This window comes from Neiella marina, from assembly GCF_002165625.1.
Lineage (GTDB): Bacteria > Pseudomonadota > Gammaproteobacteria > Enterobacterales > Neiellaceae > Neiella > Neiella marina.
The window spans coordinates 76,066-103,037 of sequence record NZ_NGNS01000013.1 but is presented as its reverse complement, the minus strand read 5'-3'; the positions used below and the strand labels follow the sequence as shown (position 1 = coordinate 103,037).

Genomic DNA, 26,972 nt, shown 5'->3' with positions numbered 1-26,972 from the left:
ACACTCGACTGCACTACTAAATAAGCTTGTAAAATCTCGTTCCTTAAGAAGCCCTTTTTACAAGACCAAATGAGCCATCAGGCAGATAACGGGCAAGGTTACCAAAGTTCTGAGTAGGAACACCACGAATAGTTCCCACAATTTGATGGGAATTTGACTCCCTAGTAACAAAGCACCAACTTCTGACATGTAAATCAACTGGGTGACCGACATGGCAGCAATAACAAAACGAGTCAGTTCATGGTCAATACTGGCAGCCAGAATTGACGGGATGAACATATCAGCGAAGCCAACCATCACGGTCTTGGAGGCAGCTTGCGCTTCGGGAATTTGCATCAGTTCTAACAGCGGCACAAATGGCATGCCGAGATAGTCAAAAATAGCGGTGTACTCGGCAATGATCAGTGCTGTGGTACCAATGGCCATGACGACAGGTAGAATTCCAAATACCATATCGATGGCGTTACGGACCCCTTCGAAAAACACCTGACGGAAGCTTTGGACTTGGCTGGCTTTGGTCAGTGCGCGCTCCATTCCCCAGCCCCATAAACTTTGCTCTGGCGGTGTTTGCTCGGCATTGTCATCACGAGTGGTGCCGTCGATAAAGCAATCCTTTTTATTCCGCAGTGGTGGCAGCTTGGGCACGATAATGGCGGCGACGAAGCCAGCGAGACATACGGTCAGATAAAACGGGGCAAACAAGTGTTCGAGTTTAACCTGAGTGATGACTACTAACGAAAAGGTAATGGAGACGGCAGAGAAGGTGGTGCCAATAATTGCCGCTTCTTTCTGGGTGTAGTATTTGGCTTCATACTGTTTGCTGGTAAGTAATATGCCAACTGAGCCATCGCCTAACCAAGATGCCATGCAATCAATTGCTGAGCGCCCTGGCAAGCCAAAAATCGGCCGCATAATTTTGGTCAGTAGGGTGCCAAATAGCTCCAGCAAGCCGAAGTTCAATAACAACGGCAGTAGTAATCCGGCCAACAAAAACACCGCGAGTAGGACTGGCATCAACTCATACAACACCAAACCACCGGTGACGTCGGAGTAAATCAACTCCGGGCCAACTTTAAAAAATGCCAGTAGCACGAAAACTGCGCCAAAGCAGCGGACAACAAACCAGATCGGCGACACGTTGAGCAAGGCATTCAAAAATGGATCTTTGGTTACCCACCTTGGTGCCAACGTTTTGGTAAAGACAGACGCCAGCGTTGCCAAAACCACGACTGCGGCAATGAGTGACGTGATATTGCCGCCGAGAAACTGTTGGATCCATTTTGCCAGTATCGCGATCGGAATAGTCAAGCCGCCTTGGTAGGGGACAGGCAGCATAAAAAGCGCAACGCCGATTAACGAAGGAATGGCGAAAATTGAGATGTTGCGAGCGCTGTACAACGAAGCTGTTCGAGTCTGGCGAACCATATCGGTTGGGTTGTTTGCTGGAAAATGAAATCAGCCACGCATGCTAAAGCGACAAGCCAATGAACTCAATAGCTAAGGCGAGATTATTGCCAGAGGGACTGTACAAATCACAAAGCATTGTGGTTTCGCACGCCCGGCTCGGTGAATTTTGCTTCATGCATCAATAAACCGCACCTTTTTCTGTTTCGGTAAGCATTTGAAAGTCGTCCTGAGCCATACCCTTGGCATAAATCACCTGATATGCCAGCACGGCCTGAACATAATCTCTCGTTTCTCTAAACGGGATGGTTTCGACCCAAACGTCAAACGGCAGCGGTGTATCATCGTTTAGCCAACTCTTGATGCGATGCGGACCTGCGTTGTATGACGCAATGGCGAGTACCCTGTTTTGCTTGAACTGTTTTAGCAAGCGTTGCATGTAGGCTGAGCCCAAACGGATGTTAGTTTCTGGCTGATACAAGGTTTTGACCCCGCGGTAACGCAGATTGATTTTGCGAGCCGTTTCTTTTGCTGTGGCTGGCATTAGCTGCATGAGTCCGCGAGCATCCTTAGGCGAGCGAGCGTAACGGTTGTAGCTACTTTCTCGCCTTGCGATAGCCATCAATAAGGTATCGTCGACCTTGCGCATATCGGCAAAGGTGTCGAACAGATCTTGGTAGGCGATGGGAAAGCGCAAATCGACTGCATCCCAAATTCGAGCGCGGATGGCGGCGGAAATGGCAAAATGCCACCAACCTTGCTGCAACGCATAATGAGATAGCGCGACACGCTTGTCATCCGAGCTATAGCGGAGTAAGTAAATCCATTCTGAGTTAGCATCGTTGTGCTGCTCATTGCTCATTAACGCTCTGACTCGAGCGAGCCCTTTGGAGCTAGCTAGCAATTCGGTGCTTGCTTGAGTGGGTTGCGGCGTGTTGGCAGCAAGTTGGTAGTCTCGGCCCAACTCGTCTGCGGCCAAGTAAGCGTAATAATTGCGCTTGTCGGCAATCGCTTCAAGTCGCTGCGTTGCTACTTGGTGTCGCCCATGGATATTGTCGATTTTTGCTAACCAGTACTGCCAACGTTCGGACTGCTGTTGTTCTGGGCTGAGTGCTTCAATCAACTGTTGCACCGCTGACCAGTCTTGCTTCTTGAGTTGTTGACGGATTCGGCGCTCGGTCAAATCATTACTCGATAGGGCCTTTAATCGAGTGTCGGCCCAAGCACTTGCTTTGGCATCTTTACGAGCGTAGGCATAGCGGACAATCTGCTTCTCAATCGCCGCTTTTTGCGCGGTGGTAAAAGATAGTTGTTGTTGATAATGCTGCCAGAGGTTGATTGCTGTTTGCGGCGACGTTCGTGCGAGCTTGCGTAAAGCGGCACTAATGATGGCGCGACTTTCGCTGTTGTCTTGTTTGAATGAGCTGTGATTTTTGATTCGATTGGGGCTGTTATAAACCGACCATAGCTGATCGCCATAAGGACGGTAGTTGCCGTTCAGCTTGCGACTCAAATAAGACAGCAAACCACGCTCTTTGGCATCGAATGCCAAAAGCATCCGTTCCCAGATCTGCTCGTTGGTGCGCAGTCCTGCTTTGGTCCACTCATCAAACAACACATCGCAAGCTTTCGGTTGTGATGTACCACTGAGCCAGAGACTCTCGGCACCATCATAGCCAACTTGCTTGCTACCCTGTTGTAGTTGCGCTCGATGATAATAACAACGCAACTCGGTCGCTGTTGGCTCGGTTGGGCTAACGGTTAAGAAGTCTCGCCAGCGCCTCTTGGGGCCAATGTAGCTCAGGTATCGTCGTTGCAGTCGCGGCGCCAAAGGAGACCCTTCGGCTCGCTCGATAAAATCGGCAACTTGGCTGGCCTTGAGTTGCTTTAGTCGATCACCGAGATAATAGTAATCAAGGTAAATGGCCAGCGGGTGCTCATCAAGTTGCTTACGCAGAGATTTGTACTTGCTAATGTGGCCTTTGCGCAGAGCTTGACGTGCTTTGTCATAATGCTGTTGTTGCTGCTCTGGAATATCAGCTAACTCAATGCGGAGCTGTTGTTCAACTGGTGCAGAGTTAGACCAAGTCGGAAATGCACCAAGTGCAAGTACAGCAGCAAAAGCTGCTGTTCGAGCAAACCGATGTGAAAGATTAGATAACCGCTGAAGCTGTTTGTTGCTAACCACTCAGTGTTCTCGTCTAAGCAAAGGCAATGCTCAAGAGTGTAATCAAGCTAGCGCCAAGCTGACAGGAAATACTTGGTTATTTTTCTGTGAACGATTGGTTAACCGCTGGTCAGGTTGACTTCAATTTTCAATCGCTGACCCGCTCGCAAAAAATCTGAGGTCAGAGAATTCCAACGTTTGAGGGCCGATACGCTGACATCGAAACGTTTGGCAATCAGGCTCAACGAATCGCCGTTACGCACTTTGTAGCGCACTGTTTTGGTTTGGTGTTGCGGCTCATTGGTGTAGATGGTCAATGTTTGACCTGGTTTGAGCATATTGCTACTTAAGCCGTTCCATCGAGCGATATCCTGATGTTTTACCTTATAGCGACGGGCAATCAGCCACAGGCTATCACCTCGCTGAACTTGGTACTTGGTTGGTTTGTCCTCTGCCATTCGTAGCGGAGGCAATCGTGCTTCGTCGCCCAGAGGAATCATCAAATGACGACCTGCTCGGATGATATGACTGTTGAGGTTGTTGGCAGTCATCAACACATTGACTGTTGTGTGATGTTTCTTCGCAATGCGCTCTAGGCTGTCACCTGGGCGAATTTGATAGCGCTGCCAGCTCACTCGTTGCTCGGCGGGTAATTGAGCCAACCCTGCTTCAAGCTGTGCTTGCTGACTTTGCGGGATCAGCAACATATTGGATTTAGTTGGAGCGGTGGCCCAGCGGTTATAGCCAGGATTTAATTCGGCAATTTGTTTCAAGCTCATATCAGCAAGTTCTGCGACTATCGCTAGTTCAATCTGACTGCCAACATCGATGGCCACCAAAGTTTGCTGATTGGGTCGTTCTGGTAACGCCATATTGTATTGTTCGGCGTTTCTAATGATGTCAGTAATTGCTAACAAACGAGGAACGTAAGCAGTTGTCTCTGAGGGTAGTTTAAGCGAGAAAAAATCAGTTGCTTTGCCGCGACGTTTATTCTTCTTCACCGCACGTTTTACTCGGCCTTCGCCGCTATTGTATGCAGCCAAGGCCAATAGCCAGTCGCCATCAAACATGTTGTGCAGATACTTCAGATAATCGATCGCTGCCAGAGTGGATAAGTAGATGTCGCGGCGGCCATCAAACCACCAGTCATTTGCCAAGCCGAAGCGCTTTGCCGTCGCTGGCATAAACTGCCACATGCCCACGGCACCACCATGACTGTATGCGTATGGGTCAAAGCCGCTTTCGACAAACGGCAGCATGGCAATCTCGAGTGGCATCTGATGTTGCTCTAGCTGCTCGATGATGACGGCGAGATAAGCCCCTGCACGTCTATCAATTTCGGCAATCACATCCTTATGTCGTAAGTAACGCTTGCGCTCCTTGTCGATTGCTGGGTGCGATTGCTCAGCAAGAGCGAATCCATCGCGCATGTGGTGCCAAAGATATAGCTCTGCTTGGGTTGGTGCAGTGGGTTCGGGGGCGGCTTCGACCGCCGGTGGCTCTACTGGAGTGACTACTTGTTGGGCGGTCGATTCGCTAATCTCTGAAGTGCTTTGACAGCCTGCCAACAGCAAGCCCAATAACAAACCAACTAAGCCATTATTTGTACAACGTTTCAACAAACCAACTACCACAATCACAAATCATTGAAAGGCCCGATTCCGGGTCGTCATCGGCCGCTTTGTCGACCACAAACAGGCGATCCTATAGTGTTGCTCTGCCAAGGTCAAAACTGGTCCTTCCATTGCCGCAGGTGGGTAAAGGTTGATAGTTCATCGGCAAGTTGTTGATTCGCCCAGTTGGCAACTGATTGCGCGAGTGGTGACTCGGTACAACGCAAAAACGGATTGACTCTTTTTTGCTCGGCGATACTAGTGGGGAGTGATGGCAGATCAATCGCCCGCATCTGTGCCACTGTGTCGGAAACCTCTTTTAGCAATGGGTTGTTCGGCTCCACTGCATTGGCAAACCTCAAGTTCGCTTCAGTGTACTCGTGGGTGCAGTAAACGCGGGTTGCATCCGGTAGCGTGGCAAGTTTTTTCAATGATGCCAGCATTTGTTGCGGTGTTCCTTCAAATAGGCGACCGCAGCCTGCATGGAATAGGGTGTCGCCGCAAAATACTGCGCCATGGCCAAAGTAGGCAATGTGATCCAAGGTGTGACCGGGAATCGACATGACTTCAAAAGACAACTGCAATGGTTCGATAGCAATGACATCGCCTTGATTAACGGTTTGGTCTACCGCCGCAATCGCTGGGTTGTTAGGGCCAATCACAGTCAATTGAGGAAACTGTGATTTGAGCTGAACAATACCGCCGGTGTGGTCACGATGATGGTGCGTGATCAGGACGCTAACAAGGGTAAGCTGATGCTTTTGGCAATAATCTATCACTGGTTGCGCATCGCCAGGATCGATGACAACAAGATTGTGCTTATTGTGAATTGCCCATATATAGTTATCTTGAAATGCTCGAATCGGGTAGATTGTCACAACAGTTCTTGTCCCTAACCAAGGTATCAGTAGCGATAATACTATGAGACCCGCTGCAACAAATAAAGCATTGCGCATGCCTTTGAGCTGGGATGAGTTAGCTCAAGGGCTTTGGCTTAAACAGCAACTTGAACCTGCTATTACACCGATGCTTGAGCGCATGTTTGGTTACTACATGGTGACGCTCGGGCCGTTGGGAGACTCGCTTGATACCAGCGCTTCGAGTATTAAGCGTCAGTTGCGTTTATCATCCTTGCTGACAGGGAGTATTCGTGGCAAAGAGACTGAATTACCGCTGAGTGAGAATTCGATCGATGCTTGCGTGGCACCATTTTGCCTCGATTTTTGCAGCGACCCGCACCAAATGGTGCGAGAAATACATCGCGTTGTTATTTCGGATGGTCATATCTTAGTGGCAGGTTTCAATCCGTATAGCATGATTAGTACTGGCAAGATCTGGCCTAGCTGGCGAAAGCGCTACCCTTGGAGTGGTCGTTTTTTCGCTCAAGGGCGCATTGCCGATTGGTTTCAACTACTCGGCTGCGAGATTATTGATCGCCAAACTCTGGCATTTAGCAGTTTGCTCGGTACAAACCCCGCTAATCGCAAGATTCAGCAACTTGGCCAACGTTATGCGCCGTGGGCAGGTTCGGTTTATGTCATGTTGATGAAAAAGCGTGAAGTGCCACTGACGCCGGTTAAGCCATCTTGGAAAACCGTCAGTCGAATCAAAACGGTTGGCGCTTTGAGTGGCGCAGGTGTCGCCGGTCGTCAGTGTTAAACATAGCCGTTAAGGTTTATAGCCTTCGTCTTCCATCGATGGCGACTGGGCCGCTTCCCGGGCCAAATCATCAACTCGCTCGTTTTCATCATGGCCGGCATGGCCCTTGACCCATTGCCAATCGATTTGATGACGTTGGGTTTCGGCATCCAGCGCCTGCCATAAGTCGATATTTTTGACTGGTGTCTTGTTGGATGTTTTCCAGCCTTTGCGCTTCCAACCGGCAATCCAGCTTTGAATGCCTTGTTTGACGTATTGGCTGTCTGTGGTCAGCGTGACTTGGCATGGACTGGTTAATGCTCGCAAACCTTCAATCGCCGCCAGCAATTCCATTCGGTTGTTGGTGGTTAAGAAATAGCCGCCACTGAGCTCTTTCTCGTGTTTGCCGTAGCGCAGCAGGGCGCCGTAGCCGCCAGGACCCGGATTGCCCAGACAAGAACCATCGGTGAATATTTCGACCTGTTTCATTGTTTTTCGCTTCTTGTTGTAATATCAACAGCCTTGAGTGGCCGTCGTGCAGTTGACGCGAGTATAAACGAGCCCTCAGCGATACATCAAAGGCCGATGAGCCCGACACAGAGGATATGATGCAACCCGATCAAACTCGACAGATCATTCTGGATACTGAAACCACAGGTATGAACATGGCCGGCGGCGCACCGCATTTGGGCCACCGGATCATTGAAATTGGTTGCGTGGAGGTGATAAACCGCCGTCTCACCGGCAATCACTATCATGTCTACCTCAATCCGGACATGCCGATCGATCCTGAAGCGACCACAGTTCACGGTATCACTGATGATGACGTCAAAGATTGTCCCCGCTTTGCTGACGTTGCCCAACAATTTGTCGAGTTCATTCGTGGCGCCGAGTTGATTGCGCACAATGCGCCGTTTGACGTCGGCTTTATGGACCATGAGTTCGGCAAACTTGGTGCTGGCTGGGCGATGACGGATGAACTGTGTCAGGTCACCGACTCCCTAGTGCTGGCAAAAGACATGTATCCGGGGCAGAAAAACAACCTTGATGCGTTGTGCCGTCGACTAGGTATTGATAACTCTCACCGTGAATTGCACGGCGCATTGCTCGATGCCGAGATTCTGGCAGATGTTTATCTGTTAATGACTGGTGGCCAGACTAAGTTGGCGTTAGGGCAAGACAGTGAAGATGGTTCGTCTGCTGCTGGGAGTGACATTCGGCCGGTTACTTTGTCGGCAGATGCACTTCCTGTGATCAAGGCCTCATCAACTGAACTCGAAAGTCATCAAGAAACCATGGCTCGAGTCGAAAAGAAAGCAGGGCAAAGCATTTGGCAAACTTTGGGAGTGGCTGAATCAACATGAAAAAATACCTGCTTGGGTGCCTAAGTACCCTGTTGTTGCTGGCGCTGACGTTACCGTCCCATGCTGAGGCTCCTGAAAAACTGGTTCGCAGTGCCTATCAGCTGCTCGACAATCGTTTTCGTCTTGACCACGGTATTGAAGAAGTCACCTTAGTGGTATATCGCAAACCCGGTGCTGGGCCTATTGTTTTGGTTCAGCCGGATGGCAGTAAGCTTTATGCGCACACGTCTCCACAAAATGTCAGTTGGTATGACGAAGATTCGTTTGACTTAATTACCATTACTAAGCCGATTCCGGGGCCATGGCAGATTGTCGGCAGCATTGACCGACGCAATGCCATCGAAATTCTCAGCGCCATTGAGTTGCAGGTTACCGAAGCACCAAAGGTGCTTTATCAACACGAGCGCATCAAACTGACTGCTCAGTTGATGAATCATGGTGAGCGAATAAATAGTGATGCATTTTACCGTTCGACTGAGCTCGACCTATTTTTGACCCGCAGAACGCTGAACCAGCCGAATCCAGCTTTGAATCCAGGTTCGGCGGATCGGATGGGCAAGTTTTACGACAACGGCACTGGCCTCGATGAGTACCCAAGAGATGGCGTATTTACCGGCGAAGTGGATATCCGACAAAAGCCAGGGCGTTATAAACTGTATGCCCGCGTCAGCAACAAAACCTTCCAACGGGCGGCGGTGCAAGACATTGAACTCAAACCGTTACCACTTAAGGCCAATATCGTTCGTATTGCGGACAATGCTCTGCGAGTTGAATACACAGTCGACGCCAATGTGATTAATCTCGATACCGTCGCGATCAATTTAATGGTGACTGGCTCTAATGATTTTCAATATCCGCTTACTCTGGTGGAGCCGAATGACAAAACCTTTTCGATGGATTTAGATTTCGTCGATAGGACAGGCGATTATCGAATCGGCGGCTGGTTGTTTGCCGACGATAACACGGGTAGAGAAGTTGCCATTGAAATCCCTAAAGAGCGCTTTAGTGTGATCAAAGCGGCGCCAACTTTCCTCAGTAAAGATGAGCTGGGTCCAGAGCAAAGCCCGGAAATTGTTCTGGAGGGCGATGTGTTGCCGGCTTCGGAACAGCCTGAATCGGCCGTTACTGAAGCAGAATCAAGCACTGAGGCTCCATCTGCAGGGATACCTTGGTGGGGGTGGGCGATTGCCGGCTCGGTTGGTTTATTGCTGATTGTTGGCGGTGTAGTTTTTGTCATTCTGAGAAAGCGCAAAAAAGCAGCAAAAACTGGTGATGAAAACGACGATTCTGACGATGATGGCGATATTGATCTGAATCGGCCAGAAGACCGCTAAAAAGTGGTTGACTCACTTTTGGGGAATCCGTATTATTCCGCCCGCGCTGCACGGTGGCGTTCATACAAAGTTCATCTTTGTTAGCTAGGCACCGTCAGATTAGTGCGGAGTGGTAGTTCAGTTGGTTAGAATACCGGCCTGTCACGCCGGGGGTCGCGGGTTCGAGTCCCGTCCACTCCGCCAACATTTTCAAAGTCACGCAAAAGCGGGGCTGACGCAGTAAAGAAGTGCATTTCAGTACATCTGCTCTGCAGCTCGTAAGAGCAACAATCAGGTTCCAGTGCGGAGTGGTAGTTCAGTTGGTTAGAATACCGGCCTGTCACGCCGGGGGTCGCGGGTTCGAGTCCCGTCCACTCCGCCACTTTTCCTGATGACAATGTGATACAAAGAGTTCCGATGCGGAGTGGTAGTTCAGTTGGTTAGAATACCGGCCTGTCACGCCGGGGGTCGCGGGTTCGAGTCCCGTCCACTCCGCCATTAAACAATAAAGCCCTGCTCATTTGAGCGGGGCTTTTTTGTTTGTGATTGAACTTGAACGAGAAGCCGCGAAGCGGGTTTGACTAAAATGTCTGGAACATTTTAGAGCGCGCTTTAGCGCGACCCGAAGGGCAAAATACATGGATGTATTTTGTAATCCCGTCTAAGCAGACCCACATCCGCAACAAAGTTTCTGCAACAAGACGCGGTGAATCCGTCCTTGGCCGCAGTTAAATCCTTTTTAACTGCCACTGGCAGGCCAAATCATTAGTACAATTGGTATCAGACGATTTTTTGGCACAAAAAAGGCGTCATGTGCCGAGCGAGGCCATGACGCCTAAGTGTTGGGACTGACTAGGGGTCTTAAGCCCCCTTACTCGTTGTTTGTTTTATGGTGTCGTCTAGGCCGCATTCTTGGTTTGTTTTTGAGGCAACGTCGATTTGTCAGCAACCAACTCATCGGAATCAAAATCATCGACATTAATTGCCTTCATGCGACCTACTTCTGCACGACGCAGCAGCTGTGCCTCTGAGTCACTTAGCACTCCCATTTCAAGCCCTTGCTCGGCAATTCTATCGAGCCAAATGAATGGTACTTTTTCGCCTTTGGCTTCACTGACTTTAGCAACTAGCGCTTCCGCAGCAATGATGTCATTCAGAGTTGTTTGAAGTGTACCAATTGGATTGTTTTCGCAATCAGTCAAGAAGCTCATGTGGCCCAGCCGGTCACGACTCTCGCCGGGCGTCATTGCCAACTTAGCGACTTGATGGTCTAGCTTATCGCCTTGGCGACTGCTTGGTAGGCCGAATGGCATGATCACGGCTTTCATTAACCCGCCAACACCGGCGACCGGGAAGTTATCCAACAGATCGCGTAGGGCAACACGAAGTTTCGCTAATGAATCTTCAACGGCCCACTGCAACAATGGTAGATCTTCTGCTGGGCGACCGTCGTTGTCATAGCGTTTGAGTGCCGCAGAGCACAAATACAACTCACTCAGCATATCGCCCAAGCGCGCCGATACCCGCTCACGACGTTTCAGTGAGCCACCAAGTGTCGCCATGGCAATGTCTGACAGTAGCGCCAGATTCGCTGAGTAGCGGTTTAACTGGCGATAGTATTTGGCCGTTGCATCACGTTGCGGCGAGCTACTGAAACGGTAGCCTCCCCAGCCAAACCATATGCTGCGAAAGACATTACTGATGGCAAAACCAATGTGACCAAACACCGCTTTGTCGAAATCAGCCAAGGCTTTGCTATGGTCTTTCAAACTGGCCGCTTCAAGCTCGGCTAATACGTAGGGGTGACAGCGAATCGCACCTTGGCCATAGATAATCATTGAGCGGGTGAGAATGTTGGCGCCTTCAACGGTCACTGCAATTGGTGCGCCTTGATAACCGCGAGCCAAGTAGTTCGATGGCCCCATACAGATGCCTTTACCACCATGGACATCCATGGCGTCAATCATCACTTTCTGACCTCTGTCGGTCAGGTGATACTTGACGATCGCTGAGATCACCGATGGTTTCTCACCCATATCAATTGCCGTGGTGGTTAGATTGGCGGCCCCATCCATCAGGTATGCATTACCGGCAATTCGCGCCAACGGTTCTTCAATACCTTCCAAGTAACCAATTGGCACCTTAAACTGGCGTCGAACTCGAGCGTATGCACTGGTCGACATAACCGCCAGTTTGGCTCCGCCTGTGGCGTTGGCTGGCAGTGTAATACCGCGACCAACAGACAAACATTCAACCAACATACGCCAGCCTTGGCCAGCCATTTTCTGGCCGCCGATAATGTAGTCGATTGGTACGAATACGTCTTCACCGCGAGTTGGCCCGTTTTGGAACGGCACATTCAGAGGAAAATGACGACGACCAATATCGACACCTTTAGTATCTGTGGGGATTAGTGCGCAAGTGATGCCAAGATCGGTTTCGCCACCGAGCAGTTGCTCTGGGTCATCCAGCTTGAATGCCAAGCCAAGTACGGTTGCCACTGGAGCCAGAGTGATATAACGCTTGTTCCAGGTTAACCGCATTCCCAATACTTGTTCACCCTGCCATTCACCCATACAAACCGTGCCTCGGTCCGGGATTGCGCCAGCATCGGACCCTGCTTCCGGGCTTGTTAGGGCAAAGCACGGAATTTCCAAGCCTTTTGCCAAGCGCGGCAGGTAATGGTTTTTCTGTTCTTCGGTACCATAGTGCTGCAACAGTTCGCCCGGTCCAAGGGAGTTAGGTACGCCAACGGTGCTGGCCAAAACTCCGCTGACAGTTGCCAGCTTCTGTAACACATAACTTTGCGCGTAGGCCGAAAACTCCAAACCGCCATATTGCTTCTTGATAATCATGGCGAAAAAGCCATTGTCCTTGAGGTATTGCCAAATTTCAGGGGGGAGATCAGCGCGCTCGTGGGTGATTTCAAAATCGTTGGTCATTTGACAAACGGTTTCCACCGGACCATCAATAAATGCTTGTTCCTCTGCACTCAATACTGGGGCAGGGTAGTTGTGTAGCATTTTCCAATCTGGGTTGCCGCGGAATAATTCGCCTTCCCACCAGGTGGTGCCTGCCGAAATAGCATCACGCTCTGTTGACGACATTTCCGGCATAATGTTGCGGTAGGCTTTGAGCATGGCACTGCTGAGTAAGCTCTTGCGTATCGCCGTTATATTTAGCGGTACAGCCAATATGGCCCAAATTGCCCAGCACCATACTGGCAAACTCAAGGCCAACTGACCAAGTACCAGCCAACCGGCTGTAGCAGCTGTTGCCAGCAACAGTGATTGGCGATGATAAGCAACGATACCGATCACCGCGATTAAACCTAGGATCCAAAGAAACATCTCCACGACACATCCCCCATTTTTGTTATTTGAAGTGGTCAGACCTCTTACGAGTTGAGTCTATTAATAGATCAAACGCTTGTTCGGATCAAGCAGGTTGAGATGGAATTGCGGTATCATCCACGACTCTGACTCACCAAGGGTGGAATTGTTGTTATGTGCGAGTTGTTGGCGATGAGTGCCAATGTGCCAACTGATATTTGTTTTAGCTTTTCTGGATTATTGCGTCGTGGCGGCGATACTGGGCCGCACCGTGATGGCTGGGGATTGACCTTTTATGAAGGCAAGGGCTGTCGAAGTTTCAAAGATCCGGAGCCTAGTTATCAGAGCCGAATTGCTAAGCTATTGGAGCAATATCCGATAAAAAGCGAAATTGTTATCGGCCATATTCGTCAAGCTAACCGCGGTGGTGTCCGACTTGAAAACACCCACCCATTTGAACGTGAGCTAGGTGGTCGTATGTGGACGTTTGCTCACAATGGCCAGCTGTCAAACTACAAAGATTTACCTTTGGGCTGCTTTCAGCCAGTCGGCAATACCGATTCCGAGTTTGCGTTTTGCTATCTGATGGGGCGCCTGAAACAGCGATATGCCAATGGCCCTCGCGATCCGGCGGCATTTGCTCGCTTCGTTGCTAAACAAGCAGATATGTTTCGGGCCAAGGGGGTTTACAACATGCTGCTATCGAATGGTCGTTGGTTGTTTGCTTATTGTTCGACTAAGTTGCATTGGATCACTCGTCGGGCGCCATTCGGTACCGCGACATTGTTGGATAATGACTGGGAAATCGACTTTGCCAAGGAAACAACACCCAATGATGTTGTATCGGTCGTTGCAACACAACCATTGACCAAAGATGAAGATTGGCACGTCATGTCGCCAGGTCAATGGGTACTGTTTAAAGAGGGAGAAGTGATAGCCAGCAACTAGCAACTGCTGGCGTCATAGTCGATGCCAAAGATCGGTTAAGATTTCGCCTCAATTGGCGACTCGGCTTTGGCTTCTTGTTTGTCTTCATTGAGCAGCTCAAATTCAGCCAAGCGCAAGTCGGCTTGTTCATCACCATCCTTTGCCTGCCAGATCCGAGCAACGATGTAATCGTGCTTCTTCGACAACCAAACAAATGTTTCGCGACGATTGTTTTTACGAATTCGTTTGAGTTTTACCGCTTCAACTTGGCCAATCGGTAATTCAATTATCTCGTCACCAACCACTTCGTAGCGATATTCACGGCGCTCGCCCTTGTAGAGCACTGGATAGAGCAACTCATTCTTACCGGCAGCGACATCAAGGCGCATTTGCAACTGATAACCAACTGGATCGAGTAGGTCAGCGGTCCACTCTGTTTCTAATGGATAATCATCGTAAATGTCAGTCAGGCTCTTTTTGGCATCATCAAAAATGATGTGGCTTTCCCTGTCCGGGCCCGTGCCGGAGCGATTGAATTGATATTCAACAGAGTTGACTTGGCCACCGGTCAACTTTACCCAGCTCTGTTCTTTGCGTTTGTCGGAGAGAATGAACCAATTAAGGTTACTTTCGGAGCAAAAATACCAACGGCCATCGGCACTGTGATGAAAGGTGCGTTTGCCGGTGCCAACTTCACTGCCGTTACGAAATACTTTGTAGGTGCTTTGAAAGGCGACTAATTCAAAGGGATCATCCGCGTGACTCGGTGTTGCGAAAAAAGCTATGGATGCTAGTAGCAACCAATGACGCATGATAAATCCCCTTAATAATTAGCGTTAATCTGAAGCGTACCCTGCCGATGTTAAAGGATTTCCATCCAATTGAGCAATGCCATTAATCAGTTTTGCGCGCCCGGTAGCAACCCATTGAACTGTAAGCGGGAAAATCCGGTGCTCTTGTTCTAAGACTCTTTGTTGCACCGATTGTTCATCATCATCTTCAAAAATTGGGACTTTGGCCTGCAGAATCACTGGTCCGCCATCTAATTCTTCAGTGACAAAATGAACTGAACAGCCATGTTCTTTGTCACCCGCTTCGATTGCCCGACGGTGGGTATTCAAGCCGGTGTACTTTGGCAGTAGGGATGGATGAATGTTGATCATCTTACCTTGGAATCGGCGCACAAATTGCGGTGTCAAAATCCGCATGAAGCCAGCAAGAACAATAACATCAGGCTCGAAGGTATCCACCAAGCCGGCCAATGATTCATCATAATCTTGGCGATTAGCAAACAGTGCGTGCTCCAGCACTTTAGTCGGTATCGACGCCGACGCAGCGCGCTCCAGACCATAAGCATCGGAGCGGTTGGAGATGACTCCAACCACTTGACCGTCTATCTGACCATTCGCGGTATGATCAATAATGGTTTGCAGATTGCTGCCATTGCCCGAAATGAGCACAACAATGCGTGCGGGTTCTGTCATCACTTGATTTCGACCTGTTCTTCGCCTTGTTCGGCCGCTGCGATAGAGCCAATCAGCCAAGCATTCTCGCCATGTTGTTGCAGCAACGCTAGCGCCTCATCGACTTGCTCTTGTGGCAGGGCAACGACTAAGCCTACGCCGCAGTTAAAGGTACGATACATCTCGTGCGTTTCAACGTTGCCTTGAGCTTGTAACCAGTTAAAGATTTCAGGCCATTGCCAAGAGCTACCATCGATGACAGCTTTCGTTTGAGGTGGAAGTACACGGGGGATGTTTTCCCAGAAACCGCCGCCTGTGATGTGGCTGATGGCGTGTACGTCAACTGCTTTAAGCAGTTCCAAGGTTGATTTGACGTAAATGCGAGTTGGCTCAAGCAAAGCTTCACCTAAGGTTTTATCGCCAAATGCTTCGCTGGTATCGGCACCCGATACTTCTAAGATTTTGCGGATCAACGAGTAACCGTTAGAGTGCGGGCCACTAGAGCCTAGGGCAATCAGGGCATCACCTGCGGCGACTTTAGTACCGTCGAGGATTTTTGATTTTTCGACGACACCAACACAAAAGCCTGCCATGTCGTAGTCATCGCCTTCATACATGCCCGGCATTTCCGCGGTTTCGCCGCCGATAAGAGCACAACCGGACAGTTCACAGCCAGCGCCGATACCAGTCACAACGTCAGCGGCGGTGTCAACGGCCAACTTGCCAGTGGCATAGTAGTCGAGGAAAAACAGCGGCTCTGCACCTTGGACGATCAAATCGTTAACGCACATGGCGACCAAGTCGATACCAACGGTGTCGTGCTTTTTTAAATCAATAGCAAGACGGAGCTTGGTGCCCACACCATCAGTGCCGGCAACCAACACAGGTTCGTCATAGCCTTTGGGTAATTGGCAAAGGGCGCCAAAACCACCTAAACCCCCCATGACTTCTGGACGGGATGTGCGTTTCGCAACGTGTTTGATGCGGTCTACCAACGCATTACCGGCATCGATATCAACACCCGCGTCTTTGTAACTCAAAGAAGGTTTATTCTCGCTCACTTGTAACCTCAGTCGAACTGGCCAAAAAAAGACGCGGTATTCTACCAACGCTTGCGTAAAGGGGAAACTATTAGAGACCAAGATCCGGTTTAATTCGGTAAAATCGCACGATTTGCTGGTGAAATCTCTGACTTGCTCGTCAGTGCGGATTGGAATTGCTACTATACATGCCACTTGAATAACCCCTTTGTTGCACTTGGGCTATATGGCCTGACAAGGAAATACTGTGAGTCGTCGAGTTGTTTTGCTACTGATCGCGCTGCTAAGCCCATTGTCCAGCGTCGCTACTGAAGTGGCCAATTTGTACACCGCGCGTGTGGATGCATCATTAAAGTTAGAAACAGGCTTATCACAAGGCTTTGATCAGGTTCTGGTCCGTGTTTCCGGTCAGCGCAATGCCTTGAGCAATGCTTTGGTGATCGGACAAAAAAGTTCGGTACGACAGTACTTGGTTCAATACGGGTACATTGATGAAGGCGGTAAACGCTGGCTTGAAGTGACCTTTAATCAAGAAGCGGTTGATCGTTTGCTAAGACAGGCGAACCTGCCGATTTGGGGAAGCTTGCGGCCAATGACCATCGTTTGGTTGGCCACTGAGCAGAATTTTGAGCGAGAGCTTGTGAGTGAACAAAGCCCGCTTCTCGCAGAGGCTAACCTTGCTGACGTATTACGCCAACGAGGCGTGCCGATGATGCTGCCGTTGCTTGATCTTGACGACATCATGTTGGTTGATGCCGCTGATGTATGGGGTAATTTCCCTGTACCTGCGATACAAGCATCCGCTCGTTATAGTGCCGATCAGATGGTCATGGCAAAGCTCTACCAACTCTCTGGTGAGCAATATCAACTTCAATGGTCGGTCTATCAGCTAGCTGATATGCAGCCAAATGCGATTGCTAAGGCATGGCACCAAAGCCAATTGCAAGGCGAACTAAACACCTTATTACCTGAATGGCTGGAACAAATGGCCGATGTCTTCGGTCAGCAGTATGCAACGCAAGCGGGGCTCTCTGCCACTGATAGTGTTCAGGTCAAGATCCACAATTTAACTGATTTGTCTCGTGTCCTTCGAGCCGAACAAAGCTTGTCGTCAATGGCAATGGTATCGCAGGTCGATTTACAGGACTTTAGTGCCAACTACGCGATATTCCGCGTCAATCTGTTGGGCGCAGCGCAAGATTTCTATCGCGCATTGGCGTTGGATAAGCAACTCCAAGCCATGGAAACGTTTGAAACTCCGATGGTTGGAGCCGATGGCAACGTGGTAGAAGAGAACACTGCCGTCGATCAGCAAGCTCCTGAAACAAAGCCTGCGATGCCATCTTATATGTGGCAAATGTAGTGCTGATTTAAGGTGGGTTGGTTCTGACAATCGATAACTCTGGCCAGTTGCCGCTGGCCATTCAACTTCCCGATGATGAGACTTTTGCCAGTTTTTACAGCGCTGGTAATGAAGTCCTTGTCGCCGCCATGAAACAGGCACTTAACTCCGACTCAGGTGGCTTCTTGTATCTGTGGGGGCCTGCGAGCAGTGGTAAAAGTCATTTGTTACACGCCGCGTTAAACTGGTGTGCTAGCTGCCATCAGCCAAGTAGTTACATTCCTCTGCAACACCATGCCAGTATGGCGCCTGAAATGCTTGAAGGCCTGGAAAACCTGCATTTGGTGGTGCTAGACAATCTGAACGAAATTGCCGGTCATGAGGCTTGGGAGCAGGCAATTTTTGATTTGTTTAATCGCGTTAAAGAGCAGGGGAAGGTGCTGATCGTCAGCGCCGATGCGGCGGCTCGTCATTTGCAACTGCAGCTGCCTGATTTGACATCGCGTCTTGACTGGGGGGCTAGCTATCAGCTTGCGGCGCCCGACGATGACAGCAAATTAGCTATTTTGCAGCTTCGAGCTAACATGCGGGGATTAGTGCTATCTGACGAAGCGGGGCGTTTTTTGTTGCATCGAGCGAGCCGCAATATGGCTGACTTATGGCTCACCCTCAACAAGTTAGATACCGCTTCAATGCAGGCGCAGCGTAAATTGACGGTACCATTTATCAAGCAAGTGCTAGGTTATTGATCGCTCGATGGCTTGGCATTATTGCGTTTTTTGAGCCCCAACCCCAGTTGCTTGCCGCGCCAGCGAGCAAACAAGATTGAACCCACTAACCAGCAGCTCACCAGAACAATTTCAATAAACGCCAACCAGCGCTCGGCTGGCTCGACATAGATCTGCACGCAACCATGCATTAAATAAAGCAACGCAATAAAGGTGCTCCAAGCATGGGTATATGGATTGTTAGCGATAATGCCTCGCAGCGGAAACAATAACGGCACCAGCCACAAAACAGTGAGCCACAATGATGATACGTGTGGATGTGGCGATAGCACTCCTTGCCAGAGTACGATCAGTGCGTAGAGGCCAAAGTAGCCAACTTTTGATAGCCAACAAACGGCAGTTACTTTTTGCATGAATTCTTGTCTGTTTGAGTCGTAGATGACTGTCGATGACATGGTTGTGGCTGGCAGCCTATAGCGGTGTTAACGCCAATGCAACCCACACCGCTTATTCCGCAGATGTGGGCCTGTTGTCTTGTAGTACGGTATTCAATTAGTCGTTGATCAACGACAGGACATTTTCTGGCGGTCGGCCAATAACGGCTTGCTCGCCTTTCACTACGATTGGTCGTTCAAGCAATTTAGGTGTTTTGGCCATCGCATTGATCAGCGCGGCAGCGGTGACATCATCGCCATCGAGCTGTTGCTCTTTATACTCGGCTTCCTTCGTGCGCATCATTTGGCGCGGGGTTAGCTCCAGCAATTCTGCCAAGTTTTCGATTTCGTCTGGCGTTGGCGGAGTTTTCAGGTATTCAACGATTTCTGGTTCAATACCATTTTCTTGCAACAAAGCCAGTGTCTGGCGTGACTTTGAACAGCGTGGGTTATGGTAAATGCGATAGGTGTTCATGCACTTTCTCTGTGGTTTATAGTTTTAATTGAACAAAAATGATTCGCTTTTATGCCACGTGGTATCGAATGCTGCAAGCAGACTAAGGTCTAACCTGTGATTACAAAGCCTTCAATTTCGCCAGATCATTACGGTATTGGCGGACCTTCGCTTCGAGCTTCACAATCTCAATATTGTTGTCATCAGGGGTTGCATGCAACGCCCGTTCTAACATCGCAATAGCCTGTTCATACTGCAGCATCAAGGCAAGTCGATCGGCCTTCACACTGTAATGCTGACCGGTGTTCCCTTGCTTCAAATAGGCATCGCTCAATAGTGCTAATGCCACCATGTTTTCCGAGTGTTTGACCCGAAAACGATTGAGTAGCTCGATAGCTTTATCTGCTTTGTTGCGCTTAATCAGAATGTTGGCATAGTTCAGGGTGATAACCTGATTGTTGGGCATGTACTGATAAAAATCATTCAATCGAGCTTCGGCCCGTTCACCATTGCCCGTTTCCATATCGATATCGGTAATGGCATCGATGACGAACAAATTACGTGGATATTTTTTTAGCAGCGGCGCTATGGTGCGCGCTGCTTGCTTGCCATTGCCGTCGTCAAACTGCGCTAAAGCTAAGCCATAAACAGCAGCATCGACCAAACGGCCTTCTTTTTTATCTACCCGGCGCTGAAATTCCTGCACCATCACTTTCGACGATTTGCCAGAATAACGCGCTTCAACTCGTGCTTTGGCAAATTGAAAATCGACACTCACCGGATAGGCTCGTCGAGGAAACTGTTGGGCCCGTAACTGCGCATCGGCCACCCTGCTTTCTGGAATGGGGTGAGTCAACAAAAACTGGGGTGGTTTGCTGACATAGCGATACTGCGCGGCCATCTTGGCGAAGAATTCCGCCGCGGCATACGGGTCATAACCTGCTGCCACCAAAGTTTGCATGCCAATGCGGTCTGCTTCAGCCTCGTTTTTGCGGGTAAAGTTAATACTCATTTGCTGTGACGCCGCCATGGTTGTTTGCAACGCAGCAATACCTGCTTGCGGTGCCAGTACGGCAAGTACGATCGAGCCTAGTGCAGCGCCAAGTGTTGCCGGTTGATTCTGCATTTGCGCTTCAATATGGCGTGCCAGGTGGCGTTGGTTAACGTGCGCGATTTCGTGCGCCAGAACCGAAGCTATTTGACCTTCAGAGTCGGCGTGCAAGTAAAGGCCACTATGGACGCCAATATGACCGCCAAAAAAGGCAAAGGCGTTAATGCTGGTTTCATTGACCCAGAAAAATTTGAACGGATGAATCGGTTGTTTGGTTGCCGTTACTAAGCGGTAACCGAGAGATTCGAGGTGTTCTTGCAACACCGGATCGTGAATTAGCGGGTAAGCACCACGGATTTGACGCATTGAAATATCGCCTATCATCCGCTCTTTCTCGAGAGTGAGTGCAGATAAGCCCGCAGTGCCAATATCTGGCAGATTGTTGCCTGTTGTGACGGCTTGGCTCGCCGGCGCAAGCACGGCAGTCATGACAGTCGCCAGTGCTAGAGGGCGACATTTGGTAAAAGTTGCCGTCAGGCGTTTAATTACATTCAAAAGTCTGTCTTTCCGTTGATTGTATGACCATTGAGATAATTGGCTTGGTCATGCTAAGAGAGCAGTTTAACCAAGTCTTGCTTAAAAATGCCATTGTCAGCGCTGGTTTAGACTGAAATAATCACCATCATGCAACGACAGCCACAAGTTCTGACTAACACGCTTGATTTGACCCGTGAGCGCTGCCCCATGGCATTTGTACGATGCAAGCACGCATTGTTGAAACTGCAGCCGGGCGAGTCGCTTCAAGTTCACTTCAAAGACCCTTCGAGTGTAGCGGATATCCTTGACTGGTGCCGTGTCAGATCTTTGCAAGCTAGCGTTTTTAATACTAATAATGAAACTCGAGTCGTTTTTTTATTGACTTCGGATCACGCTAGTTCAGCCTCAACCTAAGGAGTTCATCGCTGTATGTTACGGATGATGAAGCGTTGGTATCAGCGTAAATTTTCTGACCCCGCTGCGGTTAGTTTGTTCACCATTTTGTTAATTGGTTTTCTCCTAATTTACTTTGGGGGCTCACTACTGGCGCCAATTTTCTTAGCTATTGCCTTTAGCTACATTCTCGATTGGCCGGTTGGTCAGCTTGAGCGTATCGGGGTCCGGCGCGGCTTAGCGACATCTTTAGTGTTAATACTATTTGTCGGTTTGTTGCTGATTGGGGTGTTGGGATTGATCCCGTTGATCTGGGGCCAGGGCGTCAACTTGGTCACCGAGTTGCCAGTGATGTTTGAAAAGGCTCGCCATGGTTTGTGGGAGTTGCAATCAACCTACCCGCAATTTGTTAGTAAAGACCAAATTGGCCTGATCACCGATAACATTCGTGACTCGGTGCTATCTTATGGCCAGACATTTGTGTCCACCTCACTGCAATCTTTGGTCAGCTTGGTCACCGTACTGATTTACCTTATCGTGGTGCCATTACTGGTGTTTTTCTTTTTGAAAGACAAAGATGAGCTGTTAGCTGGCATGAGCCACTTCTTGCCGGCAAATCGTCAGTTGGTTAACCAAGTGGGCGAAGAGATGAATTTGCAAATCATCAACTATATCCGTGGTAAGTTGATAGAAATTGCGGTCATTGGCATCGCATCGTATGTGTTCTTCATCGCCATCGATTTGCGCTATGCCGCGTTACTTGCGGTGCTGGTCGGGTTATCGGTGGTGATCCCTTACGTTGGCGCTACCTTAGTGACCATTCCCGTCGCTTTAGTGGGATTGTTTCAGTGGGGCTTAACGGCTGATTTTGGTTACCTGATGTTGGGCTATGGGGTGATTCAAGCTCTGGACGGCAACTTGCTGGTACCTTTGCTGTTTTCTGAGGCGGTGAACTTGCATCCGGTGATCATTATCATCGCCGTGTTGGTATTTGGTGGGCTTTGGGGCTTTTGGGGCGTCTTCTTTGCTATTCCGCTAGCAACATTGGTCAAAGCAGTGATCAATGCATGGCCGACGACTCAGTCTGATGAGCCGCCGCCACAGACTCAAGGTTAATCGTTCAAATAGCTGAGCACCACATCGTGGTGCTCTTTGGTTTTAAACTTGTCAAAGACGTGTTCAACCTCACCCTGTTCATTGATCAGGAATGAAATGCGATGGATGCCATCGTATTCCTTACCCATAAATTTCTTTAATCCCCAAACCCCAAAAGCATCTGCGATAGCATGATCTTCGTCCGATAGCAGGTCAAAGTTAAGGTCGTATTTTTCGATGAATTTGGGCAAACGTTTGACCGGATCTGGGCTGACACCAAAGACTACTGTATTTAATTCATCTAACTCGGCTTTGCTATCACGCAAACCGCATGCTTGGGTGGTGCAACCGGGAGTGAGTGCCTTCGGGTAAAAATACACCAGCACCTTTTTCCCTTGGTAGTCGGAGAGTTTAACGATCTCGCCATTCTGGTTGGGTAACTCGAACGCTGGCGCTTGGCTTCCGGCTTGAATAGGGTTCATGGCTAATCCTTGTTTGTTATTGAAATCAGGCCAAGTCTTCTGCTTGACCTTAACGGTTGGTTGAAAAGTATCCATTGATACCACTTAGATGTGATTACGATGCTGATTCGTGCGCAGTTCAACCTTGTCTTTAACAAGGCTGCAAATTACCATAGAGCGCTTAGGTTTTCAGGGGAAAAATTACATGCTGTCAGGAAGCATCGTCGCGCTGATCACACCCATGGATGATCAGGGCAACGTAGATTACGACGCGCTCGCTCAGTTAGTTGAGTGGCATATTGAATCGGGTACTAGCGGTATTGTTGCTGTTGGTACAACGGGCGAATCGGCGACGCTGAGTGTTGAAGAGCACCAACAGGTGATCCGAAAGACCGTCGAATTTGCCGCTGGTCGTATCGATGTTATTGCTGGTACTGGAGCAAATTGCACCAGAGAAGCATTGGAATTGACCCATGGTGCAGAAAAGGCCGGCGCCAAAGCTTGCTTAAGTGTGACACCTTACTACAACAAGCCAACGCAGCAGGGCTTGTACTTGCACTACAAAACCATTGCCGAAAACAGTTCGCTGCCGCAGGTTCTATACAATGTGCCAGGTCGCACAGCGGTTGACTTGTTGCCTGAAACTGTCATTGAGCTGGCTAAAGTAGATGGCATTATCGGTATAAAAGAAGCCACCGGCGACGTGTCTCGCGTCGCAACCCTGCGTCACGGATGTGGTGATGATTTCGTCTTGCTCAGTGGCGATGATGCAACTGGCTTGCAATTTATGCTTGACGGTGGTGATGGCGTCATTTCGGTGACCAACAACCTGGCACCAGCAGAAATGGCTGAAATGTGTCGTTTGGCAAAGGCTGGCGACATTGCGCAAGCACAAGCGATTAATCAACAACTGATGCCGTTGCATGAAAACTTGTTTGTCGAAGCTAACCCAATTCCAGTTAAGTGGGGTATTTGGCGTCTTGGTTGCGCTGCTTCACCGGCTTTGCGTTTGCCACTAACAACCTTATCTGAATCGAATCAGGCAGTGATGGAAAAAGCCATGATTGATGCTGGTTTAACTCTGTAAGTCGGGAGATTAACATCTTGAATAAGCTAGTATTCGGTGCAGTAGCTGCCGGGGTCGTATTGGCAGGTTGTACCGGAAATGACTATCGAGCTCGTTCTGACTTTGAATACCTCGAAGAAAAAAGTCACCCAGAGTTTCAGGTGCCTGGAGATTTAACTGCACCACCGAAACGGGCGGATTACTATATTCCACCGGTGCAAGAAAGTGAGGAAACTGCCGTTGGAGCCGATTTGGCTATTTCTGCACCTATTCAGGTTCTGACCTTAGTTGATGGTAGCTTGCGCCCACAGGGGGATGAGCGCAGAGCTTCAATCGAATTCGATATCACCAGCACCGACGGAGACAATCCGGTTGATGGTATCTGGAATTCATTGTGGGGGCTGATTCAACAACGTGGCATTGCCGCGCGTTTTTGGGACAAAGAAGGTGGCATCTTGGTCACCGATTGGTTTGTTGCCCACCGTGATGAAGATCCCAACTACTTTTTCGGTTTGGAAGACTATTTCATGGACCGCCGAGGTGACTTGGAAGTCCGCGCCCGCTACGCCTTCAACCTAGAGGTTGGTCGCACCGGCCGAACTGCCAAGCTAAGTGCGGCAATGGTCGGTTTCGAGCGCTACTTTGATAGCAAATTGGAGCGTAATAAACCGACTCAGGTTGAACGAGATAACTTTACTGTCAACGTACTCAACGGCGTGGTAAAGCAATATCAACAAGACATGCAGTTGTTGCGCCAAGAGAAGTCTCTCGAGCAACAACGGGCAATGGCGTTGTCGCTGCAAGTTGATCAAAAAGGTTTAGCGTCAATTGTTGCCGCTGTGCCGTTTGATCAGGCGTGGAAGAATGCTGAATCCTTGCTCGAGGCAGCAGGCTTTATTGTTGAAGATAAGGACCGCACTCAGGCGACTTATTTCGTCAACGTACCGTCCAATTGGAGCTTCAGAAAGCTGTTTGTAACCGATGACGAAGACGGTCTAGGTATTGAATCTGGTGACTACAAACTATTCTTTGGCGACCGTGGTCAAACCACAAGTATTAGCATCTTTAACGATGACAACAAACCATTGAACGAACAGGAAGTGACCAAGGCCTATCACTCCATGCGCGAAGCACTGGAGCGAATGACCACCAACTAATCGTCTTTTTCGCTGTTATATTTGGCCCGAGCCATGGGATCGACAAGGTCCTCTCGCTTGGGCCATTTCATTTTGGCCGAATACTTTAATACCATTAGATTGCTGACAATCACGCCCAACACCAGCAAGATGATGACCGCAATACTCCAACCAGATAACTCTGTGCCCATGTCCTTACCTTAGACGGCTAATTGGTGATACAAATCGTGCGAACAGAGTATCGAAGTTAGCCGCGATAGTTTTTTGACCTGCGACATTAGCATTGACGATTGCGTCAAGTATCGCTTCAGGTTGTCGCATGGATTCCACTTTTTCTGCCATTGGCCGATGACTGAGATGCCAAGGCTCGCAGGCTACACCGCCCAAATCATCGCTATAGGGAAAGAAAAAATCGAATTCATGGGCGCGCTGCTGTAACCACTGGTGAGTTTGAAATTGAGGGCCGCCGGATTGATATTCGCTAGCAACTAACTGTAGCGGCTGTTGTTGCAAAGGTTTGCTGTACACATCCAAATCTGTGCCCCAGTGATGGCGGCTGGTGCCAGGTAATGCCGAGAAGCGCATAATTGCCAATATCTTCTCAAGCTCAGTCAGTTGCGCCATAGCCACCGGCACATTGTGATCATCAAGCACTGGGCGGTGACCATTGAACTTGTTATCCCAAATGACTTGCTGGCGCCCAAAACTGCGATAGCTGCTGACCAAATTGAGTGTCAGGCCGTCGTTCGCAGCGGCTTCCACCATGGCTAACCAAGCCTGCTTGGTCGGCTGCATCAGGCCATGGTGGTCGTCAATGGGGCTAAGGTGAGATGAGTCGAGCCCTAACCAGTGTGCGGTTTGTAACTCTGTCATTCGGTGAGTAGGTGCGCCATGATGCCCTGATACATGTCAGTCAACTGAATCAAGTCGTTCACTTTGACGCATTCATTTACTTTATGAATGGTGGCATTGCATGGGCCGAGTTCAATGACCTGGGCGCCTGTTGGGGCGATAAAGCGACCGTCTGAAGTGCCCCCAGTCGTCAGTAACTCAGGCTCTTGGCCATTCACCTGCTTAATTGCAATTCTCACGGCATCGAGCAATTTACCGGTATCAGTTAAGAACGGCTCGCCATTAAAGGTCCACTTCAAATCGTAATCGAGGCCGTAGCTATCAATCAGGCTTTCTACGCGTTGAACCAGGCCTTTAGAGCTGCTTTCTGTGCTGAAGCGGAAGTTGAACATGACATCCAACTCTCCCGGAACAACATTGGATGCGCCTGTGCCAGCTTTAATGTTGGCAATCTGAAAGCTCGTAGGTGGGAAGTAGTCATTGCCATTGTCCCAATGCTTGCTGCTCAAATCTGCCAGCATAGGCGCGGCTTTGTGCACTGGGTTGTCAGCCAAATGAGGGTAGGCGACGTGACCTTGAACCCCTTTCACCACGAGCTCACCTGTGAGTGATCCTCGGCGCCCGTTCTTGACGACATCACCGACATGATTGGTACTCGACGGCTCGCCGACCACACACCAAGTCATTTTTTCCTGGCGTTGCTCCAAATGTTCGATGACTCGAACGGTACCATTGACGAATGGCCCTTCTTCATCACTGGTAATTAGAAAAGCCAATGATCCTTGATGATTGGGGTGTTCGGCGATAAAGCGTTCGACAGCGACAATCATGGCAGCTAACGAACCCTTCATATCCGCTGCGCCACGACCATGGAGGTGATCATCAATAATGGTTGGCTCGAACGGTGGCGTATGCCATTTGGCTGGGTCGCCAGAAGGCACGACGTCGGTATGACCGGCAAACCCCAATACGGGGGCTTGATCGCCGCGGCGAGCCCAGAAATTCAAGGTATCTTCAAAGTGCAGTTTCTCGATACGAAAGCCTAGCTTGACTAAGCGCTCAATCATTAACTCTTGGCAGCCTTCGTCCAACGGTGTCACTGATGGGCGAGAAATCAACTCTTTCGCTAGCTCAATAGTTGGATGAGTCATTCACTAGTTTC

26 protein-coding genes and 3 tRNA genes are annotated in these 26,972 nt (G+C 49.5%); 13 read left to right on the top strand and 16 right to left on the bottom strand.

Annotated elements, in window-relative coordinates; all coding sequences use genetic code 11:
* Positions 1–57: 57 nt before the first annotated feature.
* The 4 genes from CBE68_RS11345 to gloB all read right to left on the bottom strand — a co-directional run bounded on the left by CBE68_RS11345 (position 58) and on the right by gloB (position 6,062).
* The gene (locus CBE68_RS11345; protein WP_087506201.1) at positions 58–1,425 is read right to left on the bottom strand and encodes a YjiH family protein; all 1,368 of its coding nucleotides are present in this window, start codon (positions 1,423–1,425) and stop codon (positions 58–60) included.
* 160 nt (positions 1,426–1,585) lie between these two features.
* Positions 1,586–3,592 (bottom strand): transglycosylase SLT domain-containing protein, encoded by a 2,007-nt coding sequence (locus CBE68_RS11340; protein WP_087506200.1) that lies wholly within the window; start codon positions 3,590–3,592, stop codon positions 1,586–1,588.
* A 98-nt stretch (positions 3,593–3,690) separates the two neighbouring features.
* Positions 3,691–5,190 carry a LysM peptidoglycan-binding domain-containing protein gene (locus tag CBE68_RS11335; protein ID WP_143824546.1) on the bottom strand — a complete coding sequence of 500 codons (1,500 nt, stop codon included), beginning with the start codon at positions 5,188–5,190 and terminating at the stop codon, positions 3,691–3,693.
* A 107-nt stretch (positions 5,191–5,297) separates the two neighbouring features.
* Positions 5,298–6,062: a hydroxyacylglutathione hydrolase gene (gene gloB, locus CBE68_RS11330; protein WP_229744743.1), complete on the bottom strand. Its 765-nt coding sequence runs from the start codon at positions 6,060–6,062 to the stop codon at positions 5,298–5,300.
* Between the two features lie 76 nt (positions 6,063–6,138).
* Between gloB and CBE68_RS11325 the strand changes: the two genes are divergently transcribed.
* On the top strand, positions 6,139–6,843 hold the full coding sequence (locus CBE68_RS11325) for a methyltransferase domain-containing protein (RefSeq protein ID WP_158100583.1): 705 nt from the start codon (positions 6,139–6,141) through the stop codon (positions 6,841–6,843).
* A 9-nt stretch (positions 6,844–6,852) separates the two neighbouring features.
* Here the strand turns inward: CBE68_RS11325 and rnhA are convergent, their stop codons facing one another.
* Positions 6,853–7,311 (bottom strand): ribonuclease HI, encoded by a 459-nt coding sequence (gene rnhA, locus CBE68_RS11320; protein ID WP_087506196.1) that lies wholly within the window; start codon positions 7,309–7,311, stop codon positions 6,853–6,855.
* Between the two features lie 116 nt (positions 7,312–7,427).
* Here rnhA and dnaQ point away from each other — a divergent pair, with 116 nt between their 5' ends.
* The 5 genes from dnaQ to CBE68_RS11295 all read left to right on the top strand — a co-directional run bounded on the left by dnaQ (position 7,428) and on the right by CBE68_RS11295 (position 9,997).
* The gene (gene dnaQ / locus CBE68_RS11315; protein WP_087506195.1) at positions 7,428–8,186 is read left to right on the top strand and encodes a DNA polymerase III subunit epsilon; all 759 of its coding nucleotides are present in this window, start codon (positions 7,428–7,430) and stop codon (positions 8,184–8,186) included.
* Entirely contained in the window at positions 8,183–9,520 is a 1,338-nt protein-coding gene (locus tag CBE68_RS11310) for a TIGR03503 family protein (RefSeq protein WP_087506194.1), read from the top strand. The genes dnaQ and CBE68_RS11310 overlap by 4 nt, the downstream gene beginning before the upstream one ends.
* A gap of 106 nt (positions 9,521–9,626) precedes the next feature.
* Positions 9,627–9,703, top strand: a tRNA-Asp gene (locus CBE68_RS11305).
* 101 nt (positions 9,704–9,804) lie between these two features.
* Positions 9,805–9,881: transfer RNA gene (locus tag CBE68_RS11300), tRNA-Asp, on the top strand.
* Positions 9,882–9,920: 39 nt separating this feature from the next.
* Positions 9,921–9,997 (top strand) — tRNA-Asp (locus CBE68_RS11295).
* Between the two features lie 401 nt (positions 9,998–10,398).
* Here the strand turns inward: CBE68_RS11295 and fadE are convergent.
* Positions 10,399–12,849 (bottom strand): acyl-CoA dehydrogenase FadE, encoded by a 2,451-nt coding sequence (fadE, locus tag CBE68_RS11290; protein ID WP_188708256.1) that lies wholly within the window; start codon positions 12,847–12,849, stop codon positions 10,399–10,401.
* Between the two features lie 156 nt (positions 12,850–13,005).
* Between fadE and CBE68_RS11285 the strand changes: the two genes are divergently transcribed.
* A complete protein-coding gene (locus tag CBE68_RS11285) occupies positions 13,006–13,779 on the top strand; it encodes a class II glutamine amidotransferase (RefSeq protein WP_087506192.1) in 774 nt (257 codons plus the stop codon).
* A gap of 35 nt (positions 13,780–13,814) precedes the next feature.
* On the opposite strand, the gene CBE68_RS11280 is transcribed toward CBE68_RS11285, so the two are convergent.
* The 3 genes from CBE68_RS11280 to purM are packed head-to-tail and all read right to left on the bottom strand — an operon-like array spanning position 13,815 to position 16,282.
* Entirely contained in the window at positions 13,815–14,570 is a 756-nt protein-coding gene (locus tag CBE68_RS11280; protein ID WP_087506191.1) for a DUF3108 domain-containing protein, read from the bottom strand.
* 24 nt (positions 14,571–14,594) lie between these two features.
* Positions 14,595–15,242, bottom strand: a complete 648-nt coding sequence (purN, locus tag CBE68_RS11275; protein ID WP_087506190.1) for a phosphoribosylglycinamide formyltransferase — start codon at positions 15,240–15,242, stop codon at positions 14,595–14,597.
* On the bottom strand, positions 15,242–16,282 hold the full coding sequence (purM, locus tag CBE68_RS11270; protein WP_087506223.1) for a phosphoribosylformylglycinamidine cyclo-ligase: 1,041 nt from the start codon (positions 16,280–16,282) through the stop codon (positions 15,242–15,244). Before purM ends, purN begins: the two co-directional genes overlap by 1 nt.
* A gap of 226 nt (positions 16,283–16,508) precedes the next feature.
* On the opposite strand from purM, the gene CBE68_RS11265 reads away from it, so the two are divergent.
* On the top strand, positions 16,509–17,624 hold the full coding sequence (locus tag CBE68_RS11265) for a DUF2066 domain-containing protein (RefSeq protein ID WP_087506189.1): 1,116 nt from the start codon (positions 16,509–16,511) through the stop codon (positions 17,622–17,624).
* Positions 17,625–17,641: 17 nt separating this feature from the next.
* Positions 17,642–18,352: a DnaA inactivator Hda gene (gene hda, locus CBE68_RS11260; RefSeq protein WP_269844730.1), complete on the top strand. Its 711-nt coding sequence runs from the start codon at positions 17,642–17,644 to the stop codon at positions 18,350–18,352.
* Here hda and CBE68_RS11255 read toward each other — a convergent pair.
* From CBE68_RS11255 to bepA, 3 genes are all read right to left on the bottom strand, one after another.
* Complete coding sequence (locus tag CBE68_RS11255) at positions 18,346–18,744, bottom strand: DUF2069 domain-containing protein (RefSeq protein ID WP_087506221.1); 399 nt, start codon at positions 18,742–18,744, stop codon at positions 18,346–18,348. The genes hda and CBE68_RS11255 overlap by 7 nt on opposite strands.
* 139 nt (positions 18,745–18,883) lie before the next feature.
* Entirely contained in the window at positions 18,884–19,240 is a 357-nt protein-coding gene (gene arsC / locus CBE68_RS11250; protein ID WP_087506188.1) for an arsenate reductase (glutaredoxin), read from the bottom strand.
* A 100-nt stretch (positions 19,241–19,340) separates the two neighbouring features.
* Positions 19,341–20,825 (bottom strand): beta-barrel assembly-enhancing protease, encoded by a 1,485-nt coding sequence (bepA, locus tag CBE68_RS11245; protein ID WP_456298994.1) that lies wholly within the window; start codon positions 20,823–20,825, stop codon positions 19,341–19,343.
* A 129-nt stretch (positions 20,826–20,954) separates the two neighbouring features.
* Here bepA and CBE68_RS19080 point away from each other — a divergent pair, with 129 nt between their 5' ends.
* Both CBE68_RS19080 and CBE68_RS11235 read left to right on the top strand, forming a co-directional pair.
* Positions 20,955–21,221, top strand: a complete 267-nt coding sequence (locus tag CBE68_RS19080; RefSeq protein ID WP_087506186.1) for a sulfurtransferase TusA family protein — start codon at positions 20,955–20,957, stop codon at positions 21,219–21,221.
* A 15-nt stretch (positions 21,222–21,236) separates the two neighbouring features.
* Complete coding sequence (locus CBE68_RS11235; protein ID WP_087506185.1) at positions 21,237–22,316, top strand: AI-2E family transporter; 1,080 nt, start codon at positions 21,237–21,239, stop codon at positions 22,314–22,316.
* Here CBE68_RS11235 and bcp read toward each other — a convergent pair.
* Entirely contained in the window at positions 22,313–22,777 is a 465-nt protein-coding gene (gene bcp, locus CBE68_RS11230; RefSeq protein ID WP_087506220.1) for a thioredoxin-dependent thiol peroxidase, read from the bottom strand. The two genes, CBE68_RS11235 and bcp, sit on opposite strands and share 4 nt — an antisense overlap.
* A gap of 184 nt (positions 22,778–22,961) precedes the next feature.
* On the opposite strand from bcp, the gene dapA reads away from it, so the two are divergent.
* Both dapA and bamC read left to right on the top strand, forming a co-directional pair.
* The gene (gene dapA / locus CBE68_RS11225; RefSeq protein WP_087506184.1) at positions 22,962–23,843 is read left to right on the top strand and encodes a 4-hydroxy-tetrahydrodipicolinate synthase; all 882 of its coding nucleotides are present in this window, start codon (positions 22,962–22,964) and stop codon (positions 23,841–23,843) included.
* A gap of 17 nt (positions 23,844–23,860) precedes the next feature.
* Complete coding sequence (gene bamC, locus CBE68_RS11220) at positions 23,861–24,979, top strand: outer membrane protein assembly factor BamC (protein WP_158100581.1); 1,119 nt, start codon at positions 23,861–23,863, stop codon at positions 24,977–24,979.
* Here the strand turns inward: bamC and CBE68_RS11215 are convergent.
* Genes CBE68_RS11215 through dapE form a run of 3 tightly spaced genes read right to left on the bottom strand, consistent with a single transcriptional unit; the run spans position 24,976 to position 26,961 of the window.
* Positions 24,976–25,149 carry a DUF2897 family protein gene (locus CBE68_RS11215; protein WP_087506182.1) on the bottom strand — a complete coding sequence of 58 codons (174 nt, stop codon included), beginning with the start codon at positions 25,147–25,149 and terminating at the stop codon, positions 24,976–24,978. The genes bamC and CBE68_RS11215 overlap by 4 nt on opposite strands.
* Before the next feature lie 4 nt (positions 25,150–25,153).
* The gene (locus CBE68_RS11210; RefSeq protein ID WP_087506181.1) at positions 25,154–25,831 is read right to left on the bottom strand and encodes a M15 family metallopeptidase; all 678 of its coding nucleotides are present in this window, start codon (positions 25,829–25,831) and stop codon (positions 25,154–25,156) included.
* Positions 25,828–26,961 carry a succinyl-diaminopimelate desuccinylase gene (dapE, locus tag CBE68_RS11205; protein ID WP_087506180.1) on the bottom strand — a complete coding sequence of 378 codons (1,134 nt, stop codon included), beginning with the start codon at positions 26,959–26,961 and terminating at the stop codon, positions 25,828–25,830. Before dapE ends, CBE68_RS11210 begins: the two co-directional genes overlap by 4 nt.
* Positions 26,962–26,972: the final 11 nt, after the last annotated feature.